General features: G+C 70.1%; 19 protein-coding genes. 10 read left to right on the forward strand and 9 right to left on the reverse strand.

Going from position 1 to position 16,363, the window contains the following annotated elements; translation table 11 throughout:
* Window positions 1-52: 52 nt before the first annotated feature.
* From QWJ39_RS03220 to QWJ39_RS03245, 6 genes are all read right to left on the reverse strand, one after another.
* Window positions 53-283 (reverse strand): CsbD family protein, encoded by a 231-nt coding sequence (locus tag QWJ39_RS03220; RefSeq protein WP_290256251.1) that lies wholly within the window; start codon window positions 281-283, stop codon window positions 53-55.
* 62 nt (window positions 284-345) lie between these two features.
* Window positions 346-951 carry a hypothetical protein gene (locus tag QWJ39_RS03225; RefSeq protein WP_290256252.1) on the reverse strand — a complete coding sequence of 202 codons (606 nt, stop codon included), beginning with the start codon at window positions 949-951 and terminating at the stop codon, window positions 346-348.
* Window positions 948-1,529, reverse strand: a complete 582-nt coding sequence (locus QWJ39_RS03230; RefSeq protein ID WP_290256253.1) for a DUF6286 domain-containing protein — start codon at window positions 1,527-1,529, stop codon at window positions 948-950. The genes QWJ39_RS03225 and QWJ39_RS03230 overlap by 4 nt, the downstream gene beginning before the upstream one ends.
* Window positions 1,526-1,867, reverse strand: coding sequence for a hypothetical protein (locus QWJ39_RS03235; RefSeq protein WP_290256254.1), 342 nt, complete (start codon window positions 1,865-1,867; stop codon window positions 1,526-1,528). The genes QWJ39_RS03230 and QWJ39_RS03235 overlap by 4 nt, the downstream gene beginning before the upstream one ends.
* On the reverse strand, window positions 1,864-2,055 hold the full coding sequence (locus QWJ39_RS03240) for a DUF2273 domain-containing protein (protein ID WP_290256255.1): 192 nt from the start codon (window positions 2,053-2,055) through the stop codon (window positions 1,864-1,866). Before QWJ39_RS03240 ends, QWJ39_RS03235 begins: the two co-directional genes overlap by 4 nt.
* Window positions 2,052-2,525, reverse strand: coding sequence for an Asp23/Gls24 family envelope stress response protein (locus tag QWJ39_RS03245; protein ID WP_290256256.1), 474 nt, complete (start codon window positions 2,523-2,525; stop codon window positions 2,052-2,054). The genes QWJ39_RS03240 and QWJ39_RS03245 overlap by 4 nt, the downstream gene beginning before the upstream one ends.
* A gap of 233 nt (window positions 2,526-2,758) precedes the next feature.
* On the opposite strand from QWJ39_RS03245, the gene QWJ39_RS03250 reads away from it, so the two are divergent.
* The 3 genes from QWJ39_RS03250 to QWJ39_RS03260 all read left to right on the forward strand — a co-directional run bounded on the left by QWJ39_RS03250 (window position 2,759) and on the right by QWJ39_RS03260 (window position 6,422).
* Window positions 2,759-3,784, forward strand: a complete 1,026-nt coding sequence (locus QWJ39_RS03250; RefSeq protein WP_290256257.1) for a DUF6454 family protein — start codon at window positions 2,759-2,761, stop codon at window positions 3,782-3,784.
* A gap of 41 nt (window positions 3,785-3,825) precedes the next feature.
* On the forward strand, window positions 3,826-5,574 hold the full coding sequence (locus tag QWJ39_RS03255; protein ID WP_290256258.1) for an alkaline phosphatase family protein: 1,749 nt from the start codon (window positions 3,826-3,828) through the stop codon (window positions 5,572-5,574).
* A 98-nt stretch (window positions 5,575-5,672) separates the two neighbouring features.
* A complete protein-coding gene (locus tag QWJ39_RS03260; protein ID WP_290256259.1) occupies window positions 5,673-6,422 on the forward strand; it encodes an ABC transporter permease in 750 nt (249 codons plus the stop codon).
* Window positions 6,423-6,513: 91 nt separating this feature from the next.
* On the opposite strand, the gene QWJ39_RS03265 is transcribed toward QWJ39_RS03260, so the two are convergent.
* From QWJ39_RS03265 to QWJ39_RS03275, 3 genes are all read right to left on the reverse strand, one after another.
* Window positions 6,514-7,848 (reverse strand): MFS transporter, encoded by a 1,335-nt coding sequence (locus QWJ39_RS03265; RefSeq protein ID WP_290256260.1) that lies wholly within the window; start codon window positions 7,846-7,848, stop codon window positions 6,514-6,516.
* Window positions 7,845-9,125 carry an acetylornithine deacetylase gene (argE, locus tag QWJ39_RS03270; RefSeq protein ID WP_290256261.1) on the reverse strand — a complete coding sequence of 427 codons (1,281 nt, stop codon included), beginning with the start codon at window positions 9,123-9,125 and terminating at the stop codon, window positions 7,845-7,847. Before argE ends, QWJ39_RS03265 begins: the two co-directional genes overlap by 4 nt.
* Before the next feature lie 183 nt (window positions 9,126-9,308).
* A complete protein-coding gene (locus QWJ39_RS03275; RefSeq protein ID WP_290256262.1) occupies window positions 9,309-9,923 on the reverse strand; it encodes an XRE family transcriptional regulator in 615 nt (204 codons plus the stop codon).
* A gap of 83 nt (window positions 9,924-10,006) precedes the next feature.
* On the opposite strand from QWJ39_RS03275, the gene QWJ39_RS03280 reads away from it, so the two are divergent.
* The 7 genes from QWJ39_RS03280 to QWJ39_RS03310 all read left to right on the forward strand — a co-directional run bounded on the left by QWJ39_RS03280 (window position 10,007) and on the right by QWJ39_RS03310 (window position 16,185).
* Window positions 10,007-10,579 carry an MOSC domain-containing protein gene (locus tag QWJ39_RS03280; protein WP_290256263.1) on the forward strand — a complete coding sequence of 191 codons (573 nt, stop codon included), beginning with the start codon at window positions 10,007-10,009 and terminating at the stop codon, window positions 10,577-10,579.
* A gap of 34 nt (window positions 10,580-10,613) precedes the next feature.
* The gene (locus tag QWJ39_RS03285; RefSeq protein WP_290256264.1) at window positions 10,614-11,300 is read left to right on the forward strand and encodes a GntR family transcriptional regulator; all 687 of its coding nucleotides are present in this window, start codon (window positions 10,614-10,616) and stop codon (window positions 11,298-11,300) included.
* Between the two features lie 213 nt (window positions 11,301-11,513).
* On the forward strand, window positions 11,514-12,230 hold the full coding sequence (locus QWJ39_RS03290; protein ID WP_290256265.1) for a DUF969 domain-containing protein: 717 nt from the start codon (window positions 11,514-11,516) through the stop codon (window positions 12,228-12,230).
* Entirely contained in the window at window positions 12,227-13,198 is a 972-nt protein-coding gene (locus QWJ39_RS03295; protein ID WP_290256266.1) for a DUF979 domain-containing protein, read from the forward strand. The genes QWJ39_RS03290 and QWJ39_RS03295 overlap by 4 nt, the downstream gene beginning before the upstream one ends.
* Window positions 13,199-13,228: 30 nt before the next feature.
* Window positions 13,229-14,305, forward strand: a complete 1,077-nt coding sequence (locus QWJ39_RS03300; RefSeq protein ID WP_290256267.1) for a DUF2891 family protein — start codon at window positions 13,229-13,231, stop codon at window positions 14,303-14,305.
* Window positions 14,306-14,386: 81 nt separating this feature from the next.
* Complete coding sequence (locus tag QWJ39_RS03305) at window positions 14,387-15,163, forward strand: electron transfer flavoprotein subunit beta/FixA family protein (RefSeq protein ID WP_290256268.1); 777 nt, start codon at window positions 14,387-14,389, stop codon at window positions 15,161-15,163.
* Between the two features lie 11 nt (window positions 15,164-15,174).
* On the forward strand, window positions 15,175-16,185 hold the full coding sequence (locus tag QWJ39_RS03310) for an electron transfer flavoprotein subunit alpha/FixB family protein (RefSeq protein WP_290256269.1): 1,011 nt from the start codon (window positions 15,175-15,177) through the stop codon (window positions 16,183-16,185).
* The last annotated feature ends 178 nt before the right edge of the window (window positions 16,186-16,363 follow it).

Below are 16,363 nucleotides of genomic sequence, written 5' to 3' on the forward strand. Positions count from 1 at the left end.
CCGGCCCGGGTACCCGCAGGGGGGCGGCCCGGGCCGGGTGCGGCCGGTGGAACTAGTTCTTGCTGAAGCCTTCTTTGATCTTGCGCGCGGCTTCCCGGAGGTTGCCACCGACGTCGGCCGCGGCGTCCTTGATCTTCTCGCCGGCGTCCTGCAGCTGGGCTTTGGCCTGGTCCTGCTGGCCCTCGCGTTCCAGCTGTTCGTTGCCGGTCAGCTTGCCGGCACCCTCCTTGGCGGCGCCGAGGTGGTTGGTCACGGCGTTGTTGGCCTTGTCATCGATCCCCATGATCGTGTTCCTTTCCTATCGGTCGTGCTCGTGTGAGGGGTGGTGCTCTGTTCCGGTACCGGTCAGCGGGCGCGGTCTGCGCCGGCCACCCGGGACCGTACTCCGGTGGTGATTCGTACCAGGACCGGGACCGGATGCCCGATCAGCGCGTCGATGCCGCGGACCAGTTCCTCGGCGGTGTCCGCGAGTTCCCGCGGTGAGGCGCCCTTCCGGGCCTCCAGCCGGAGCCGCAGTCCGGTGCCGCGCCGGTTTTCCCAAGCGGAGACGTTGCTGCCGACCACCAGGCGGTTGCCGTCCAGCGCCTCGCCGACGGCGGTGCCGATGAGACCGGCGTCGATGGTGGTGGCACCCCGGTCGCCGTCGTCGTCGCGGGCCAGCCGGGGAGTCCGGCCGCCGCCCTGGGAGGCGAGCCAGGCCACGGAAAGCGCGGCTGCGATGAGGAAGACGGCCACCGCGGCCACCGACCACCAGCTCCCGGGCCGTCCCGGCAGGGGCGCCGAGCCCAGTGCGGCCCGGGCCTGGTCCGCCAGGAAAGTGCCGGTGGCGGTCCAGGCGGCGGCGATGTCCGGGACCAGCCCGGCCGCGGCCGTCACGGCGCCGGCGGCCAGCAGGACCAGCCCGGCAAGCGCCAGCAGGATGCGGTTCAGTGCCCTGTTCGTGTTGCTCACTGTCCCAGCACTCCTTCCTTGAGGATCCGGACCGAGGGCGCGAGCCGGCGGTCCAGGCGGTAGGCCGCGAGTTCGCCGTCCACCGCCGCGTGGATGGCATCCCGGTCCGCTGGCACACCGGAGGTGGGGCGGACCTGGACCGTGACCGACCGGGAGGAAACCGTGGAGGTCACCTGGCCGGGAGTGAGCCCGGCGGCCAGCCGTGCCCGCCGGGAGACGGCGGCCGCGATGACCTCGTCGTCCACCACGACGGCGGTGCGGTCGCTTTCCAGGGCCCGCCGGGAGCGGCGGCCGCCCGCGAGCGCGGTGAGGAGCAGGGCCAGGCCCAGCAGTGCCACGCCCGCACCGGCCGCGGCCAGCCCGGCCGGGATGGTGGTCTGGGGCAGTCCGGTCAGCCAGCGCCACAGCTGTCCGGGAGCGGCCAGCAGGGCGGGTTCGCCGAGCAGTCCCAGCACGGTCTCCAGCGCCAGCCAGAGGAAGAGGACGGCCAGCAGGATCGCGGTCACGGCCGAGACTGTCGCTCGGGAGGAGTGGGTTTCCCGCCGGAGAATCCGCCGGGTTGCCTGGTTCTGGTTCACGCCACTCTCCTTTCCTGGTGCTCGCGTGGGGTCTTGGCGCCGCTCAGCCGGATGTCCACTCGGCCCAGCTGCATCCCGGTCAGCTGCGGGGCGCGATCAAGGATGGCCTGCCGCGCTGCGCGGGATTGGTCGAAGAGGCTGACCGGCTGGTCCGACCGGGGGCCGAGCAGCGGCGGCACGGCCAGCTGCACGGTCACCGCGGCGGCCAGCTGGCCGGCGTCGTCGTCCATCTGGGCGGAGACGTTGCCCCGGGGAACCCCGAAGGCTTCTGCTGTGACCGCTTCGATGGTGTGCCGCAGGGCCGTCCCGGTGATCCGGGTGTGGCCGGTGCGGGTCATGACGATGAGCGCTTGCCGCGCAGGGCGTCCAGCACTCCGGCCAGGTCCAGCCGCCCCTCGGCGCTGCGGCCGAGGATGGCACCGATGCCCATGAACAGGGCGGTCAGGACCAGTCCCCAGAAGCCGAACGCCAAGGCGACGACCGCCAGGACGGCGCCGACGGCGACGCCGGCTACCGTCGGGCTCATGCGACCCTCGGCTCGTTGTTGTCGTCGTCATCCTGGTCATCCGAGGGGACGTGAATGTCGGTGATGGTGATGTTGACCTCGGTGACCTCCATGCCGACCAGGTCCTCGACGGCGTTGTACACGGCGTCGCGGGCGTTATCGGCCACCTGCTGGAGCGGGTAGGGGTACTCGACGACGAGGGTCACGTCGACGGCAACCTGGGTCTGGCCGACCTCGACGCTGACACCCTGGGTGAGGTCCTTTTGGCCAACCTTTTCGCGCAGGGTGCCGAGGGCCCGGGCCGCGCCGCCGCCGAGGGCGTGGACGCCCTCGATCTCCTGGATGGCGATGCCGGCGATCTTGGCGACGACGCCGTCGGCCACCGTGGTGTTGCCGCGGCCGTCGTTCTTGGTGTGCTGGTTGGTGGTGGCGACCGCGGTGGACGTGGTCTTGGCCGGAACGTCTGCGGGGGTGTGCGTCTGGTTGGTCATTGCTATCACTCCTGTTCGTTGAGGGAGGCGCACTGATGCGCCGTCACTAGGAAGACGGGGCGGGCACGGGAAAGCTCACGGTCGACTTTGCGTGAGCTGCATCACAGTCTGGTGCGCAGTCAGGAGCGGGCCGGAACCGGCCCCCCGGGCGTTCATCTTGGCTCCACGCCCGGTTCATTACCTGCGGGTAGCTTGGCCGGGTCAGCCGGAGATCCACCCCTGAGAGGCTCACCATGATCGCGACTCGTACCCGAGGCATCCTTACCGCCGCCGCAGCCATCGTCCTGGCCGCATCCGCGATCGGCGGCACCGCCGTCGCCCAGGCCGCGGACGACGACCACCGCGGTGGATCGGACCCCGGCTCCCACGCCCAGGACGGCCGTGACAGTGCTCTGGCGGACGCGTTCAACCGGGTGGACCGCGGAACGGCCTGGCAGCAGACCTCCAAGCTGAAGCTCAACTTCCCGACGTACCACACGGAGGGCATCGCGTTCAGCGGGGACCACATCTTCCTCTCGGCCGTCCAGATCACCGAGCCAACCACCAAGTTCGCCACCCCGCAGAACGGCTTCGACCGGACCCCCGGCAAGGGCATCGGGCACCTGTTCGTCATGGACAAGGCCGGGAACCTGCAGAAGGACATCACCCTGGGCGAGGGCGACATGTACCACCCGGGCGGCATCGACTTTGACGGAACCAACGTCTGGGTGCCGGTGGCGCAGTACCGCCCGGACAGCAGCGCGATCATCTACCGGGTGGATGCCAAAACCCTGGACGTGCACAAGCAGTTCGAGGTCAAGGACCACTTCGGCGGCATCGTCATGGACAAGCAGACCGGCCATCTGGTGGGAAACACCTGGGGATCGCGGCGCTTCGCCGAATGGGACCTGCAGGGTAAGCAGCTCGCCACCTGGCAGAACCCGAACTACTTCATCGACTACCAGGACTGCCAGTACGTCCCGTCCTCCAAGATGCTCTGCGGCGGCATCACCAACCTCCCGCAGACGCCCGCCGCCGGCGGGACAGCCGGAACCTACGAACTCGGCGGGATGGCGATGATCGACCTGAAGTCCCACGCCGTGACCCGCGATGTGCCGTTCCAGCAGTGGTCCACCGCCGGCCACGTGGCCACCCGCAACCCGTTCAAAATGACCGCCGACGGCGACCACCTGACCCTGAAGGTGGCCCCGGACAACGGCGACGAAGGCAACGGCACCGAAATCCTCACCTACGAAGCAACCATCAAAGCCGCCAACTAGCGGCACCAGCCCCAATGCAGGCCCGAACCGATCGGAAAATCATGATTCCCCCAGCCCACCGCTCCACCCGAAGGCGCATCGCCGCCGCCACCGGTGCCACCGCTCTGGCCGCCACGGCCCTCACCGCAGGCCTGGTCGGCGTCGGTGCCGGTCCCGCCTCCGCCGGCGGCGATGACCACCGCAGCACCGCGACGCCCATCCAGCACGTCGTCGTGATCTTCCAGGAAAACGTCTCCTTCGACCACTACTTCGCCACCTACCCGAAGGCCGCGAACATCCCCGGCGAGACCCAGCAGGGTTCGGGCGCCCAGGCGGCCACCTTCACGGCCGCGAAGAACACGCCCAAGAAGATCGACACCCTGGCCTCCGCCGGGCTGCTGGCGCCGAACAACCCCAACGCCAAGCAGCCCGAGCGGCTCACCCCGCAGCAGGCCGTCACCTGCGACCAGGACCACAACTACGGTGCCGAGCAGAAGGCCTACAACGGCGGGCTGATGGATAAGTTCGTCGAATACACCAGCCGGGACGCATGCGGCCCCAACCAGTACGGCCGCAACGGGCTGACCATGGACTACTACGACGGCAACACCGTCACCGGCATCTGGAACTACGCCCAGAACTACGCCATGAGCGACAACCACTACAGCACCGTCTTCGGCCCCTCCACCCCCGGCGCGCTGAACCTGGTCTCCGGCCAGACCCACGGCGCCACCGAGTTCACCGCGGACGGCAAGCCCGTGGCCACCCCCGCCGCCGGCAGCTACACCGTCCGCCAGCCCGACGCCAACGGCGTGGGCACGGTCATCAACGACCCGGACCCGGTCTACGACGACTGCTCCAACAGCAGCCACGCCAAGACCAACAACCTGGCGGGCATGACCGGCAAGAACATCGGTGACCTGCTCAGCGCCAAGGGCACCTCCTGGGGCTGGTTCCAGGGCGGCTTCACCCCCAGCACCCCCGCGACGGCCACGGCCCCGGCGTCGTGCCTGACCAGCCACACCAACGCCGCCGGCGCCTCCGTGGTGGACTACTCCCCGCACCACCAGCCGTTCCAGTACTACAAGTCCACGGCCAACCCGCACCACCTGGCCCCGGCCTCGGACGCGGAAATCGGCCACGACGGCCAGGCCAACCACCAGTACGACCTGACCGACTTCGGCAAGGTGGTCAACACGGACAACATGCCGGCCGTCTCCTTCCTGAAGGCGGGCATGTTCCAGGACGGGCACGCCGCCTACTCCGACCCGATCGATGAGCAGAAGTTCGTCACCGCCACGGTCAACCAGATCCAGAAGTCCAAGAACTGGGAAAACACCGCCGTCGTCCTGGCCTACGACGATTCGGACGGCTGGTACGACCACGCCGCCGCGAAGGTGAAGAACTCCTCCAACACCGCCGACGACGCCGCGTGGTGCCAGAACGCCGCGGCCGCCGGTGTCCCGATGGCCGGCGGCTACGCCGATCGCTGCGGCCCCGGCCCGCGCCAGCCGCTGGTGGTCATCTCCCCGTACGCCAAGAAGAACTTCGTGGACCACACGCAGACGGACCAGGCCTCGATCCTGCGCTTCATCGAGGACAACTGGCACACCGGCCAGGTCGGCGACGCCTCCGCGGACGCCGGGGCGGGTTCCCTGAAGGCGATGTTTAACTTCGAGCACAAGCGTCCCGGCACAGTGCTGCTGGATGAGCAGACCGGGTCCGTGGCCTCCGTCAGCGGCCCGAAGGATGACGGCCAGGACGGGGACGCGCAGGGAGAGACCTCCAAGGGAGAGAACTCAGGCAAGTAGCCCCTCCTGAGCAGGCCGCCGACTGCCCCGTCCCTGTTGGAAGCGCCGCCCGGCTGATGCGGGGCGGCGCTTTCTTTGCCTCCGGATAGGCTGGCCGCATGACCCCTCCCGCAGATCTGCTGCCGGCGCTGGCCGGTGTGGCCGTGCTGGTGGCGGTGACCCTCGCGGTGCTCACGGCCTACCGCGTCCCCGCCCGGTTCGCGCCGGCGTGGGCGATCCTGCGCGGCGCCCTGCAACTGGCTGCCATCAGCCTGATCCTCAGCGGCGTCATCACCAATGGCTACCTGGTGGCCCTGGCACTGCTGGTGATGTTCACGGTGGCCACCTGGACTGCCACCCGCCGGCTGGGCCGGGACCGGCGGATGTTCGGCCGGGTCAGCGCCGCGATGGGTGCCGGGGTGGCCGTCACCCTCGCCGTCGTCTTCGCCACCGGCGCCATCGAGTTCTCGCCGCGCTATGCCCTGGCGATCGGCGGCATCGTCATCGGCAACGCCATGTCCATCACCACCCTGGCCGGCCGGCACTTCCAACAGACCGCCGCGGCCCGGTGGGAGGAGGTGGAGGGGTGGCTGGCCCTGGGCGCCCGGCCGCGCCAGGCCACCACCGAGCTGGCCCGCGAGGCGGTGCACGCGGGGCTGGTCCCCACCACCGACCAGAGCAAGACCACCGGCCTCGTCACCCTGCCCGGCGCCTTCGTGGGCGCCATCTTCGGCGGTATCTCCCCGCTGTCTGCGGGGGTGTTCCAGGTGGTGGTGCTGGCCTCGATCATGGCCGCGGGTGCCATCACGGCCGTGGTGATCGTGCTGTTCCTCGCCCCGTTGCGGGTCAAGCCGGTTCCGGCGGCGTGAGGCGCCAGGACGCTGGACAACAATGCCCCCGCAGCAAGGAAGCCCGCCCCGGCACTCGGCCGGGACGGGCTCCCTCAGCGGTGGAATGGCGCTACGCCTGCCGGTAAACCTTGCGGGCGACGGTCAGGCTGGCCGCGGCGATGATGGCGATGGCCACCAGGTAGTAGCCGGGCACCAGCAGGGACCCGGTGCTGCCGATCAGCGCGGTGAGGATGAACGGGGCGAACCCGCCGAAGACCGTGACGCCGATGTTGTAGCCCAGCGACAGGCCGGTGGAGCGGATCCGGGCCGGGAACATCGAGGACATGATCGCCGGCAGCGGGGCGAAGTAGGCGGTGGCCAGGACGGAGAGCACCAGTTCCACCACGATCATGGTGGGCAGTTCCGGGGCGGCGATGAGGGCCAGGAACGCCGGGATGCCGACGACGATGGTGCCGCCGGCGGCCCAGGTCATCACCCGGGCCGGGCCCACCTTGTCCGAGAGCATGCCGATGAACGGGGAGCCCGCGCTCATCACGATGCCGAAGATCAGGGTGGAGAGGAACGCGACCGCCTTGGGCATGTTCAGGTTCACGATCGCGTAGGTGGGCATGAAGAGGGCGATGTACACTCCCACGGAGCCCAGGGAGACGACGCCGACGATCGCCCAGAGCCGCCCGCCGTTGCCGACGAAGGTTTCCCGCAGCGGCGCCGTCGAGGTTTCCGTGGCGAGGAACTCCGGGGTCTCCTCCATCTTGGAGCGGATGTACCAGCCCACGGGGCCGATCGCGAGGGCGAAGATGAACGGCAACCGCCAGCCCCAGGACTCCAGCGACTGAGTGCTGAGATAGCCGTTGAGGACGAACCCGAAGATGCCGGCCAGCAGGATGCCGCCACCCTGGGTGGCCACCTGCCAGCTCCCGTAGAACGCCTTCCGGGTAGGGGCGTATTCGATCAGGTAGGCGGTGGCGGTGCCGAATTCGCCGCCGGTCGCGAAGCCCTGCAGCAGCCGGGCCACCAGGACGATGATGCTGGCCGTCACGCCGATCATGGCCGCGGTGGGAGCGACGACGATCAGCAGGGTGCCCACGAACATCACCAGGATGGAGACCAGCATGCCGGCCTTCCTGCCGGCTTTGTCCGCGTAGCGTCCGATCAGGATGCCGCCGAGGGGCCGCATGATGAAGGAGACACCGAACGAGGCGAAGGTCAGCAGCAGGGAGGCGGCGTCGCTGGTGGTGGGGAAGAAGAGCTTGGAGATGGTGACAGCGAAGGTGCCGTAGACGATCAGGTCGAACCATTCGAGGCCGTTGCCGATCGAGGCGGCGACGACGGCCTTGCGGGCGTTGCTGCGTTCGACGGCGTTGAGGGTGCGCGGGGCGGCCTGGCTGTCCGCGTCGGCTGCGCCTCCCGTGGCGGCCACGCCGGTGGTGGTGGGTTGGCTCATGGCTGCGGGGTCCCTTCGGTGGGCTCGGTGGAGGTCAGGTGGTTGGCCAGCGCGCGGAGGAAGTCCTCGCAGGCGGCGATCTGGCTCAATTCGATGTATTCGTTGGCGGTGTGGCCCTGGTCCATGGACCCGGGTCCGCAGACCACGGTGTCGATGCCGGCGCGCTGGAACAGGCCGGCCTCGGTGGCGTAGACAACTGTCTCTTCGACGGCGTTGCCGGTCAGCCGCTGGGCGAGGTCCAGGGCAGCGCGCGGGCCCTCGGGGCTGAGGCCGGGGACGGCGCCCAGCTGTTCCATGACGATGTCCGTGCCGGGTTTCTCGGCCTGGATCTCGGTCCGGAGCCCCTCGAGGGCTTCCCGGATCCGGGCGATGACGCCCTCCGGGTCGACGCCGGGGATGGTCCGGAATTCGAATTCGAAGGCGCAGTGCTCGGCGACGGTGTTGACGGCCGCGCCGCCGCTGACGACGCCGACGTTGGCGGTGGTGTAGGGCACCACGAAGGTCGGGTCGAAGGGGCCGGAGAGCCGGTGCTCGTCGGCGTGGGACCGGATGGCGGCGATCGCCCGGGCGGCGTATTCGATCGCGTTGACGCCGGTGGAGGTCATCGAGGAGTGCGCGGCGATGCCGGAGACGGTGACGCGGAAGAGCTGGCTGCTCTTGTGCGCGGAGACCGGCCGCATGCTGGTGGGCTCCCCCACGAAGCCGAGCCGGGGCCGGATGCCGCGGGCTTCCAGTTCGGCGAGCAGGACGACGGCGCCGTGGCAGCCAACTTCCTCGTCGTAGGTCCAGGCGAAGTGGAGCGGCTCGGCGAGGGGCCGGGACTGGAACTCGGGCAGGAACCCCAGGATGGCGCCGCTGAAAGCCTTCATGTCGGTGGCGCCGCGGCCGTAGAGGCGGCCCTCGCGGATCTCGGCAGCGAAGGGGTCGCTGTGCCAGTCCTGGCCGTCGACGGGGACGACGTCGGTGTGCCCGGCGAGCATGATGCCCCCGGTGACGGTGCCGTCGGCGGCCGGGATGGTGCCGAAGAGGTTGGCCTTGCGGCCGTCGGGGCTGGGGACCACCAGCGGTGTGATGCCGCGGGCGGAGAGTTCGTCAGCCATGAACCGGATGAGCTCGAGGTTGGAGTTGCGGCTGGTGGTGTCGAAGCCGATCAGCGTGGCGGACCAGTCAACGGCCGCGGCGCTGGGCGCTCCGGCCCCGGAGGTGGCAGGCAGAGAGGTGGCAGGCAGAGAGGTGGCAGGCAGAGACGTGGCAGCCGGTGAGGTGGCAGGCGTCATGGGTGGATTCCCCCGGAACGGTGTTGGAGTGCTGCGCCATGGGGGTCCGGTTGCGGTCTCCGGCCCGGCGCGGCGGCGGCCGAACGGCCCCGCTGTCCCCAGTATTTGGCCCCCGGACGACGCCTGTCAACACTTTGAGCCGTATTTATTCATTTTATTGAACGAAACCGGGGGCGCGCCCCCTCAGAACGATGGCGGCGTCATCGCCCCGATCAGCACTGCATCCTGGTCGGTGGGGTTGCGGTACCAGTGCGGCAGGGAGGAGTCATAGGTCAGCGAATCACCCTCCTCCAGCTCATATCCCACGCCGTTGACGCAAACGTAGAGCCGCCCCTGCACCACGGTCACACACTCTTCGCCGGCATGCTTGAACGGGGCGTCCTTGTTGTCCCAGCCGGCGGCGATCTGGGCGCGCAGCATGCCCAGCTGCCCGTTCATGTGCGGGGTCAGCAGCTCGTAGATCAGGTTGTCCTCGGCCACTTCCAGGCGGCGGCGCTCGTCGCGGCGGACCAGTGCCCCGCCCTGCTCCTTGGTATCGAAGAAGCGCCCCACCGGCACCTTGAGCGCTTGGGAGAGCTTGATCAGGGTGGTCAGCGAGGGGTTGCCCTGGCCGCGCTCGATCTGGCTCAGCAGGCCCGGGCTCAACCCGGCCGCGGCGGCTAGCCCGCCGATGCTGAAGCCGGCCTCGCGGCGCAGGTGCAGCACCAGGGCGCCGACGGCGGTCATCGCCCGCTCGGCCTGGTCTTCGACCCCGGGGGACTCCAGCGTCAGACCGGGGTGGCCGCCAAGATTGTCCATGCCTCGATGCTCCGCCATAGTGAAGTTATCGTCAAGATAATGAAGCCGGCCCGGACCGGAGGCGGCGGCGGTAGCGTGGAGGCATGAGCGAGGCTTACCGCTACGACGTCGAGATCCTGCACCTGCTGGTCTCCCCCGCCCACGCCTACTTCGGCCGGGCCAGGGAGGGCGCGGCCGACGTCCCGACCCACGACGCCGAAAAGGCGCAGTTCGTCGCGGGCAAGGGGATCGCCGGGGACCGGTTCTTCGGCAAGGCCGCACACATGGACGCCGCCGCCACCCTGTTCGCCGTCGAGGGCCTGGAAGCGATCGCCGCGGAGCTAGGCACGCCACCCCTGAACCCGCTGCTGACCCGGCGCAACGTAATCATCCGCGGCGCCGAACTGGCCCCGCTGCTGGGCCACGAGTTCGTGCTGGAGTCGGGCGGGGACACGGTCCGGCTCAAGGCCGGGCGGCCCGCCCACCCCTGCGCCTGGATGGATTCGATGCTGGCCCCCGGCGCCCACAAGGCGATGCGCGGGCGGGGCGGCGTGCGCTGCCGGGTGGTGTCCGACGGCGTGCTGCACCGGGGTCCGGCTGTACTGGTCAGCCCGGTGCCACTGGACCCGTCGCGGGCGGGCGAGGCGTCGGTCCTGCGCCCGTCACGCCTGCCGTAAGGGGCAGCCCGGCCGCTCCACTAGGCTTGGCGCCATGACATTTGAAGCGGTCCTGGAGTCCCTTCGCGGCGTGGCGAAGGGGTCTACCCACTCGCACACCGGACTGTGGGTCTCGGACCAGCTGCGCCAGCGGATCGCCGCCGGCGACCTCACCCCGGGCACCAAGCTCTCCGAGGAGGCCCTCGGCGAGGCCCTCGGCGTCAGCCGCAACACCCTCCGCGAGGCCTTCACCGCCCTGCATGCCGAGCACATCGTGACCCGAATCCCCAATCGCGGGGTGTTCGTGGCCCGGCCCGCCGCCGAGGACATCCGCGAAATCTACCGGGTCCGCCGCTTCGTCGAACCCGCCGCCGTCCTCTGGCACGAGGCCGCGCCGGTGGATGAGCTGCGCGCCGTCGTCGCCGATGCCCAAGATGCCCGCGCCCGTGGCGACATCGCCGGGATGGCGGGCGCCAACCAGGAGTTCCACCGCGCCCTGGTGGCCCGCGCCGGCAGCGAGCGCCTGGACTCACTGATGAAGCAGGTACTGGCCGAGATGCGCCTGGTGTTCCACTCGATGGGCTCGGACCCCGCCTTCCACGAACCCTATGTCGCGGACAACGCCCGGGTCCTGGAGCTGATTGCCGCCGGCCACAACGCCGAGGCGGCGGAGCTGATGCGGGACTACCTCAACCGGGCCGAGGCGCAGCTGCTGGCCGCGATGGCGCACGAGCAGCACTAAGCCGGATTCCCACCGGAAGCGGGGCGGCCGCCGGGGCCCGGACGGCACGGCCCGCCACCCCTCTTGCGCATTGTTCAACAAAACCATAAGCTGTGGATCACAGTGATGGGCATCACTTTGCGGAAGTCACCCCTTTCAGCGCGGCCGGGCCGGCCATGCCCCTAACTACTCTCGTCCGCGGAACACTGCTGCGTCCTGCGGGGATGGATGGATATGCTCGTACTCATCGGGGTCTTGCTGGTCATCGTCGGCTTCGCCGTCCGCCTCAACCCACTCATTGTTGTCACCGTTTCCGGCATCGTTACGGCGTTGTTGGGCGGCCTGTCCCCACTCGAGATCCTCAACGCGTTCGGCTCCGGCTTTGCCAGCAGCCGGTCCGTGACGATCTTCGTGGTGGTCCTGCCGGTCATCGGCATCATCGAACGTTTCGGGCTGCAGGAGCAGGCCAAGACGCTGATCGCCAAGCTGGCCAGGCTGACCGCCGGCCGCGTGTTGCTGGGCTACCTGCTGGTCCGCCAGGCCACCGCCGCCGTCGGCCTCACCGGCATCGGCGGCCACGCCCAGACCGTGCGGCCGCTGGTCTTCCCCATGGCCGAGGGCGCCGCGCTGCGCCGCTACGGCCACGTCCCCGAGAAGGTCCGCGAGAAGATCAAGGGCCACTCCGCCGCGGCGGACAACGTGGGCGTCTTCTTCGGTGAGGACATCTTCGTGGCCGTCGGCTCCATCCTGCTAATCACCTCGTTCGTGGACACCACCTACAAGCTGCACCTCGAACCCCTGGAGCTGGCCGTCTGGGCCATCCCCACCGCCATCATCGCCTTCCTCATCCACGGCTTCCGGCTGCTGCGGCTGGACCGCCAGCTGGACAAGGACGTCCGCGCCGCCGTCGAGGAAGAGAAGTCCGCCGTCACCGTAGGAGAGACCGCATGATCAAGGTTGAAGCCGTCTTCTGGCTGATTGGCATTCTGTTCATCGCCTGGGCGTTCCTGATTTCCCGGGATACCACCCACCCCAAGCGCTGGGGCAGCTCGGCCTTCTGGGGCCTGCTGGGCCTCTGCTTCTTCTACGGCTCCTGGGTGCAGGCGAACACCGCCCCGGCCTGGGTGCTGGGCGTGGCGGTCCTGGTCCTGGTGGTCCTGGCCAGCACCGGTCCCCTCGGCGACGGCAAGTCCCGCACCACCAGCGAGGCCGAACGCACCGCATTCGCGGCCCGCTTCGGCAACAAGCTCTTCATCCCGGCGCTGACCCTGCCGGTGGTCACCGTGATCATCGTCCTGCTCGCCCCGGTCCTGAAGGTCGGCGGCCAGCCGCTGTTCGACCCGGCCAACACCACCCTCCTGGCCCTGGCCGTCGGCGCCATCGCGGCCGCCGTCGTCGCCGTCGTGCTGCTCAAGCCCAAGAACAAGCTGACCCCCATCTTCGAGGGCCGCCGGATCCTCGAATCCATCGGCTGGGCCGCGCTGCTGCCGCAGATGCTCTCCACCCTGGGCATCCTGTTCACCAAGGCAGGTGTGGGCAAGGCCGTGGGCACCCTGGCCACCGGCGTCCTGCCGGAGGGGTCGCTGATCGCGGCCGTGATCGTCTACTCCGTGGGCATGTTCCTCTTCACCGTGCTGATGGGCAACGCGTTTGCCGCGTTCCCGATCATGACGGCTGCCATCGGCTGGCCGGTGCTGGTCCAGGGCTTCCACGGCACCCCGGCGATCATCTTCGCGATCGGCATGCTGGCCGGGTTCTGCGGCACGCTCTGCACCCCCATGGCGGCCAACTTCAACCTGGTGCCCTCGGCACTGCTGGAGATGAAGAACAAGTATGGCGTCATCAGGGCGCAGGTGGCCACCGCCGTACCGCTGCTGGCCGCCAACATCGGCCTGATGTACTTCCTGGCCTTCAACTGATCCCGTCCGCCACCACCCGTTAGGGGCACCATGAGCCACTCCGCCGCACCATCCGCCGTCACCGCCGTCACCGCCGCAACCGAAGAGATGGACCGGCTGGCCGGCACCTACGCGGACATCGTGCTGGAGAACCTGGCCCGGCCGTACCCGTATGCCTCGCACCACGTGGAGACGTCGCTCGAGGACCGGCCCAGCCCGCGGGAGCTCCACCCGGCGTTCCACACCTCGTTCGACTGGCACTCCTGCGTGCACATGACCTGGCTGGGCGTGACCCTGCTGGAGCACGGCGTCAGCCCGGACCGGGACGCGGCGCTGCGCCGGGTGCTGGCGGCCAACCTCACCCCGGACAACCTTGCCGCGGAGGGCGCCTACCTGCGCGCCAACCCCAGCTGGGAACGTCCCTACGGCTGGGCCTGGCTGGTACGGCTCGCCGCCACCGCCATCACGGCGGAGGACGCTCAGGTGCGGGAGTGGGGCGCGGCGCTGGAACCGCTGGTGGACATCGTGGCGTCGCTGGTGGCGGACTGGACCGCCAAGGCCGAGTTCCCGGTCCGGCACGGGCTGCACACCAATGCCGCCTTCGGCCTGGGGCTGATGCTGGACGCCTTCCGTATGCTGGGACGGGACCGGGCCGCCACCGTATGCGAGGACGCGGCGCTGCGGTGGTTCAAGGGCGACGCCGGCTGGCCCGGCGAGTGGGAGCTCAGCGGCCAGGACTTCCTCTCCGCCGGGCTCAGCGAGGCGGACCTGATGGCCCGCGTGCTCGACGGCGGGGACTTCGCCGCGTGGTTCACCCGCTTCCTGCCGGATCTGGCCCCCGGGTCCCGGATCCTGGCGCCGTTCACCGTCACCGACGAAACCGACGGCTACCTGGCGCATCTGAACGGCCTGAACCTCAGCCGGGCCGGTCAGCTGATCCGGATCAGCGCCGCCCTCTCCGCGTCCGGGTCCGCATCCGGGTCCTCGACGGAGGAGCTGCGCGGCGTTCTCGACGGCGCCGCGGGTCCGCTGCTGGAGGCCGGCCTGGCCGCGGTGAGCACGGACGAATTCATGTCCAGCCACTGGCTGGCCAGCTTCGCCTGGGACGCGCTGGCCTCGGCGCGCTGAGGACGGCGGCACGTTTCGTAGACTCTAGGGAGATTCGGCGTGCCCCTCCCGGCGGCATGCCCGCCACAGGAAGAGCCATCAATGAAGATTGTCGTCCTAGTCAAGGAAGTCCCGGACACCTACGGGGACCGGAAACTGAGCCTCGAAACGGGCCTCGCGGACCGCGGGGCCAACGAGGCGGTGGTCGACGAGATCGGCGAGCGCGCCCTGGAACTGGCGCTGAGCCACGCGGACGCGCACGAGGGAACCGACGTCGTCGTCCTCTCGCTCGCCCCCGAATCCGCCACCGCCACCCTCCGCAAGGGCCTGGCGATGGGTGCCGGCAGCGCCGTGCACGTCTGCGACGAGGCGCTCCGCGGTGCGGACCTGGGCCTCACCGCCGAGACCCTCGCCGCCGCCATCCGCCGCACCGGCTTCGACCTGGTGGTCACCGGCAACCTCTCCACCGACGGCACCGGCGGCATGATCCCCGCGATGCTCGCCGAACTGCTCGACGTCCCGCACGCCACCGGCCTGGCCTCCGTCGCAATCGGGAACGGCCAGGTTTCCGGCACCCGGCCGGTGGACGACGGCGTGCAGCAGGTCTCGGCGCAACTTCCGGCGGTCATATCCATTACCGAGGCGCTGCCCGGGCCGCGGTTCCCCAACTTCAAAGGCATCATGGCGGCTAAGAAGAAGCCACTGGAGGTGCTTACCCTCGCGGACCTGGGCGTCACGGCCGACGATCCGGAAGCGGCGCGGTCCATCATGCTGTCCGTCGCCGAACGGCCGCCGCGTGCGGCCGGCGTCAAGATCGTCGACGACGGCGACGCGGGCGAGAAGATCGCCGCCTTCTTGATCGAAAACCGCCTGGCGTAGGGAGCACCGACATGACTGAATTTCCCACTGACGCCATCCTCGTGGCGCTCGAAACCACCGCCGCCGGAGCGCTGGAAAAGGCCGCCGCCGGGTTGCTCGGCGCGGCTGCCGCCGTGGGCACCCCCGTGGCGCTGGTGCTGCCCGCTGCGCAAGCCGGGAACTATCCCGGCGACGGTTCTCCGTCCGGTGGTCCCGCCGCGGACGCCGCGGCCCTCGGCGCCGCCCGTGTCCTGGTCGCGGAGACTCCGGACCGGGAGGCCCTCGGCGTCCCGGCCGTCGACGCCCTGGCCGCCGCCGTGGAACTGGTCCGGCCGGACGCCGTGCTGATCTCGCATTCCCTCAACGGCCGCGACCTGGCCGGCCGCTTCGCCGCCCGGACCCGCTCCGCCGTCTGCGTCGACGCGGTGGGGGTCTCCCGCGACGAGGAGGGCGTGGTGGCGCACCATTCCGTGTACGGCGGCGCCTACAACGTCACCGCCACGGCCACCTTCGGGCCGCCCGTCATCACCATCCGGCAGGGGTCCATCGAGGCCCGCGCCGAGGCGCAGACCGCGGCCCCGGAGACCCTCACGGTGACCGCCTCCGGCAAGCCCGCGGCAAGGATCGAGTCCTTCGAGGGCGCGGCGGCGGCCTCAACCCGGCCCGAACTCCGCGGCGCCGCCAAGGTGGTGGCCGGCGGCCGGGGCCTGGCCTCCAAGGAACAGTTCGCCCTGGTGGAGGAACTCGCCGACACCCTCGGCGCGGCCGTCGGAGCCTCCCGCGCCGCGGTGGACGCCGGCTACGTCGCACAGTCCCAGCAGGTGGGCCAGACCGGGGTGTCCGTGTCCGCGCAGCTGTACGTGGCGCTCGGCATCTCCGGGGCCATCCAGCACCGCGCCGGGATGCAGACCGCGAAGACGATCGTGGCCGTGAACAAGGACGCCGACGCACCGATCTTCGAGATCGCCGACTTCGGCGTGGTGGGCGACGTCTTCACGGTGGTCCCCCAGCTGATCAGCGCTCTCGAAGCGCGGAAGAAGTAGCCGTGGCGGCCCCCTCTCGACCGCTCCGCCGGGGACTGCCCCGGGTGCCGGGCGGCGAGCCCTGGCCTCCCGCGGGCGAGGCCCCGGAGCGCTTTGCATCGGTGGCTGTCTCGGCTTCCCCGTCCGCTCCGGAAGTTTCGGCGCCCTCGGCTGTTCCCGTGGCCGAGCCCGTTCCCGC

This window comes from Arthrobacter sp. YD4, from assembly GCF_030410515.1.
Taxonomy (GTDB): Bacteria; Actinomycetota; Actinomycetes; order Actinomycetales; family Micrococcaceae; genus Arthrobacter.

Coding starts and splice junctions, on each gene's coding strand:
- QWJ39_RS03235 (WP_290256254.1), bottom strand. CDS start 1,867: ATGACCCGCACCGGCCACACCCGGATCACCGGGACGGCCCTGCGGCAC.
- QWJ39_RS03310 (WP_290256269.1), top strand. CDS start 15,175: ATGACTGAATTTCCCACTGACGCCATCCTCGTGGCGCTCGAAACCACC.
- QWJ39_RS03300 (WP_290256267.1), top strand. CDS start 13,229: ATGAGCCACTCCGCCGCACCATCCGCCGTCACCGCCGTCACCGCCGCA.
- QWJ39_RS03265 (WP_290256260.1), bottom strand. CDS start 7,848: ATGAGCCAACCCACCACCACCGGCGTGGCCGCCACGGGAGGCGCAGCC.
- QWJ39_RS03260 (WP_290256259.1), top strand. CDS start 5,673: ATGACCCCTCCCGCAGATCTGCTGCCGGCGCTGGCCGGTGTGGCCGTG.
- QWJ39_RS03255 (WP_290256258.1), top strand. CDS start 3,826: ATGATTCCCCCAGCCCACCGCTCCACCCGAAGGCGCATCGCCGCCGCC.
- QWJ39_RS03245 (WP_290256256.1), bottom strand. CDS start 2,525: ATGACCAACCAGACGCACACCCCCGCAGACGTTCCGGCCAAGACCACG.
- QWJ39_RS03240 (WP_290256255.1), bottom strand. CDS start 2,055: ATGAGCCCGACGGTAGCCGGCGTCGCCGTCGGCGCCGTCCTGGCGGTC.
- QWJ39_RS03280 (WP_290256263.1), top strand. CDS start 10,007: ATGAGCGAGGCTTACCGCTACGACGTCGAGATCCTGCACCTGCTGGTC.
- QWJ39_RS03290 (WP_290256265.1), top strand. CDS start 11,514: ATGCTCGTACTCATCGGGGTCTTGCTGGTCATCGTCGGCTTCGCCGTC.
- QWJ39_RS03285 (WP_290256264.1), top strand. CDS start 10,614: ATGACATTTGAAGCGGTCCTGGAGTCCCTTCGCGGCGTGGCGAAGGGG.
- QWJ39_RS03305 (WP_290256268.1), top strand. CDS start 14,387: ATGAAGATTGTCGTCCTAGTCAAGGAAGTCCCGGACACCTACGGGGAC.
- QWJ39_RS03220 (WP_290256251.1), bottom strand. CDS start 283: ATGGGGATCGATGACAAGGCCAACAACGCCGTGACCAACCACCTCGGC.
- QWJ39_RS03250 (WP_290256257.1), top strand. CDS start 2,759: ATGATCGCGACTCGTACCCGAGGCATCCTTACCGCCGCCGCAGCCATC.
- QWJ39_RS03275 (WP_290256262.1), bottom strand. CDS start 9,923: ATGGACAATCTTGGCGGCCACCCCGGTCTGACGCTGGAGTCCCCCGGG.
- argE (WP_290256261.1), bottom strand. CDS start 9,125: ATGACGCCTGCCACCTCACCGGCTGCCACGTCTCTGCCTGCCACCTCT.
- QWJ39_RS03295 (WP_290256266.1), top strand. CDS start 12,227: ATGATCAAGGTTGAAGCCGTCTTCTGGCTGATTGGCATTCTGTTCATC.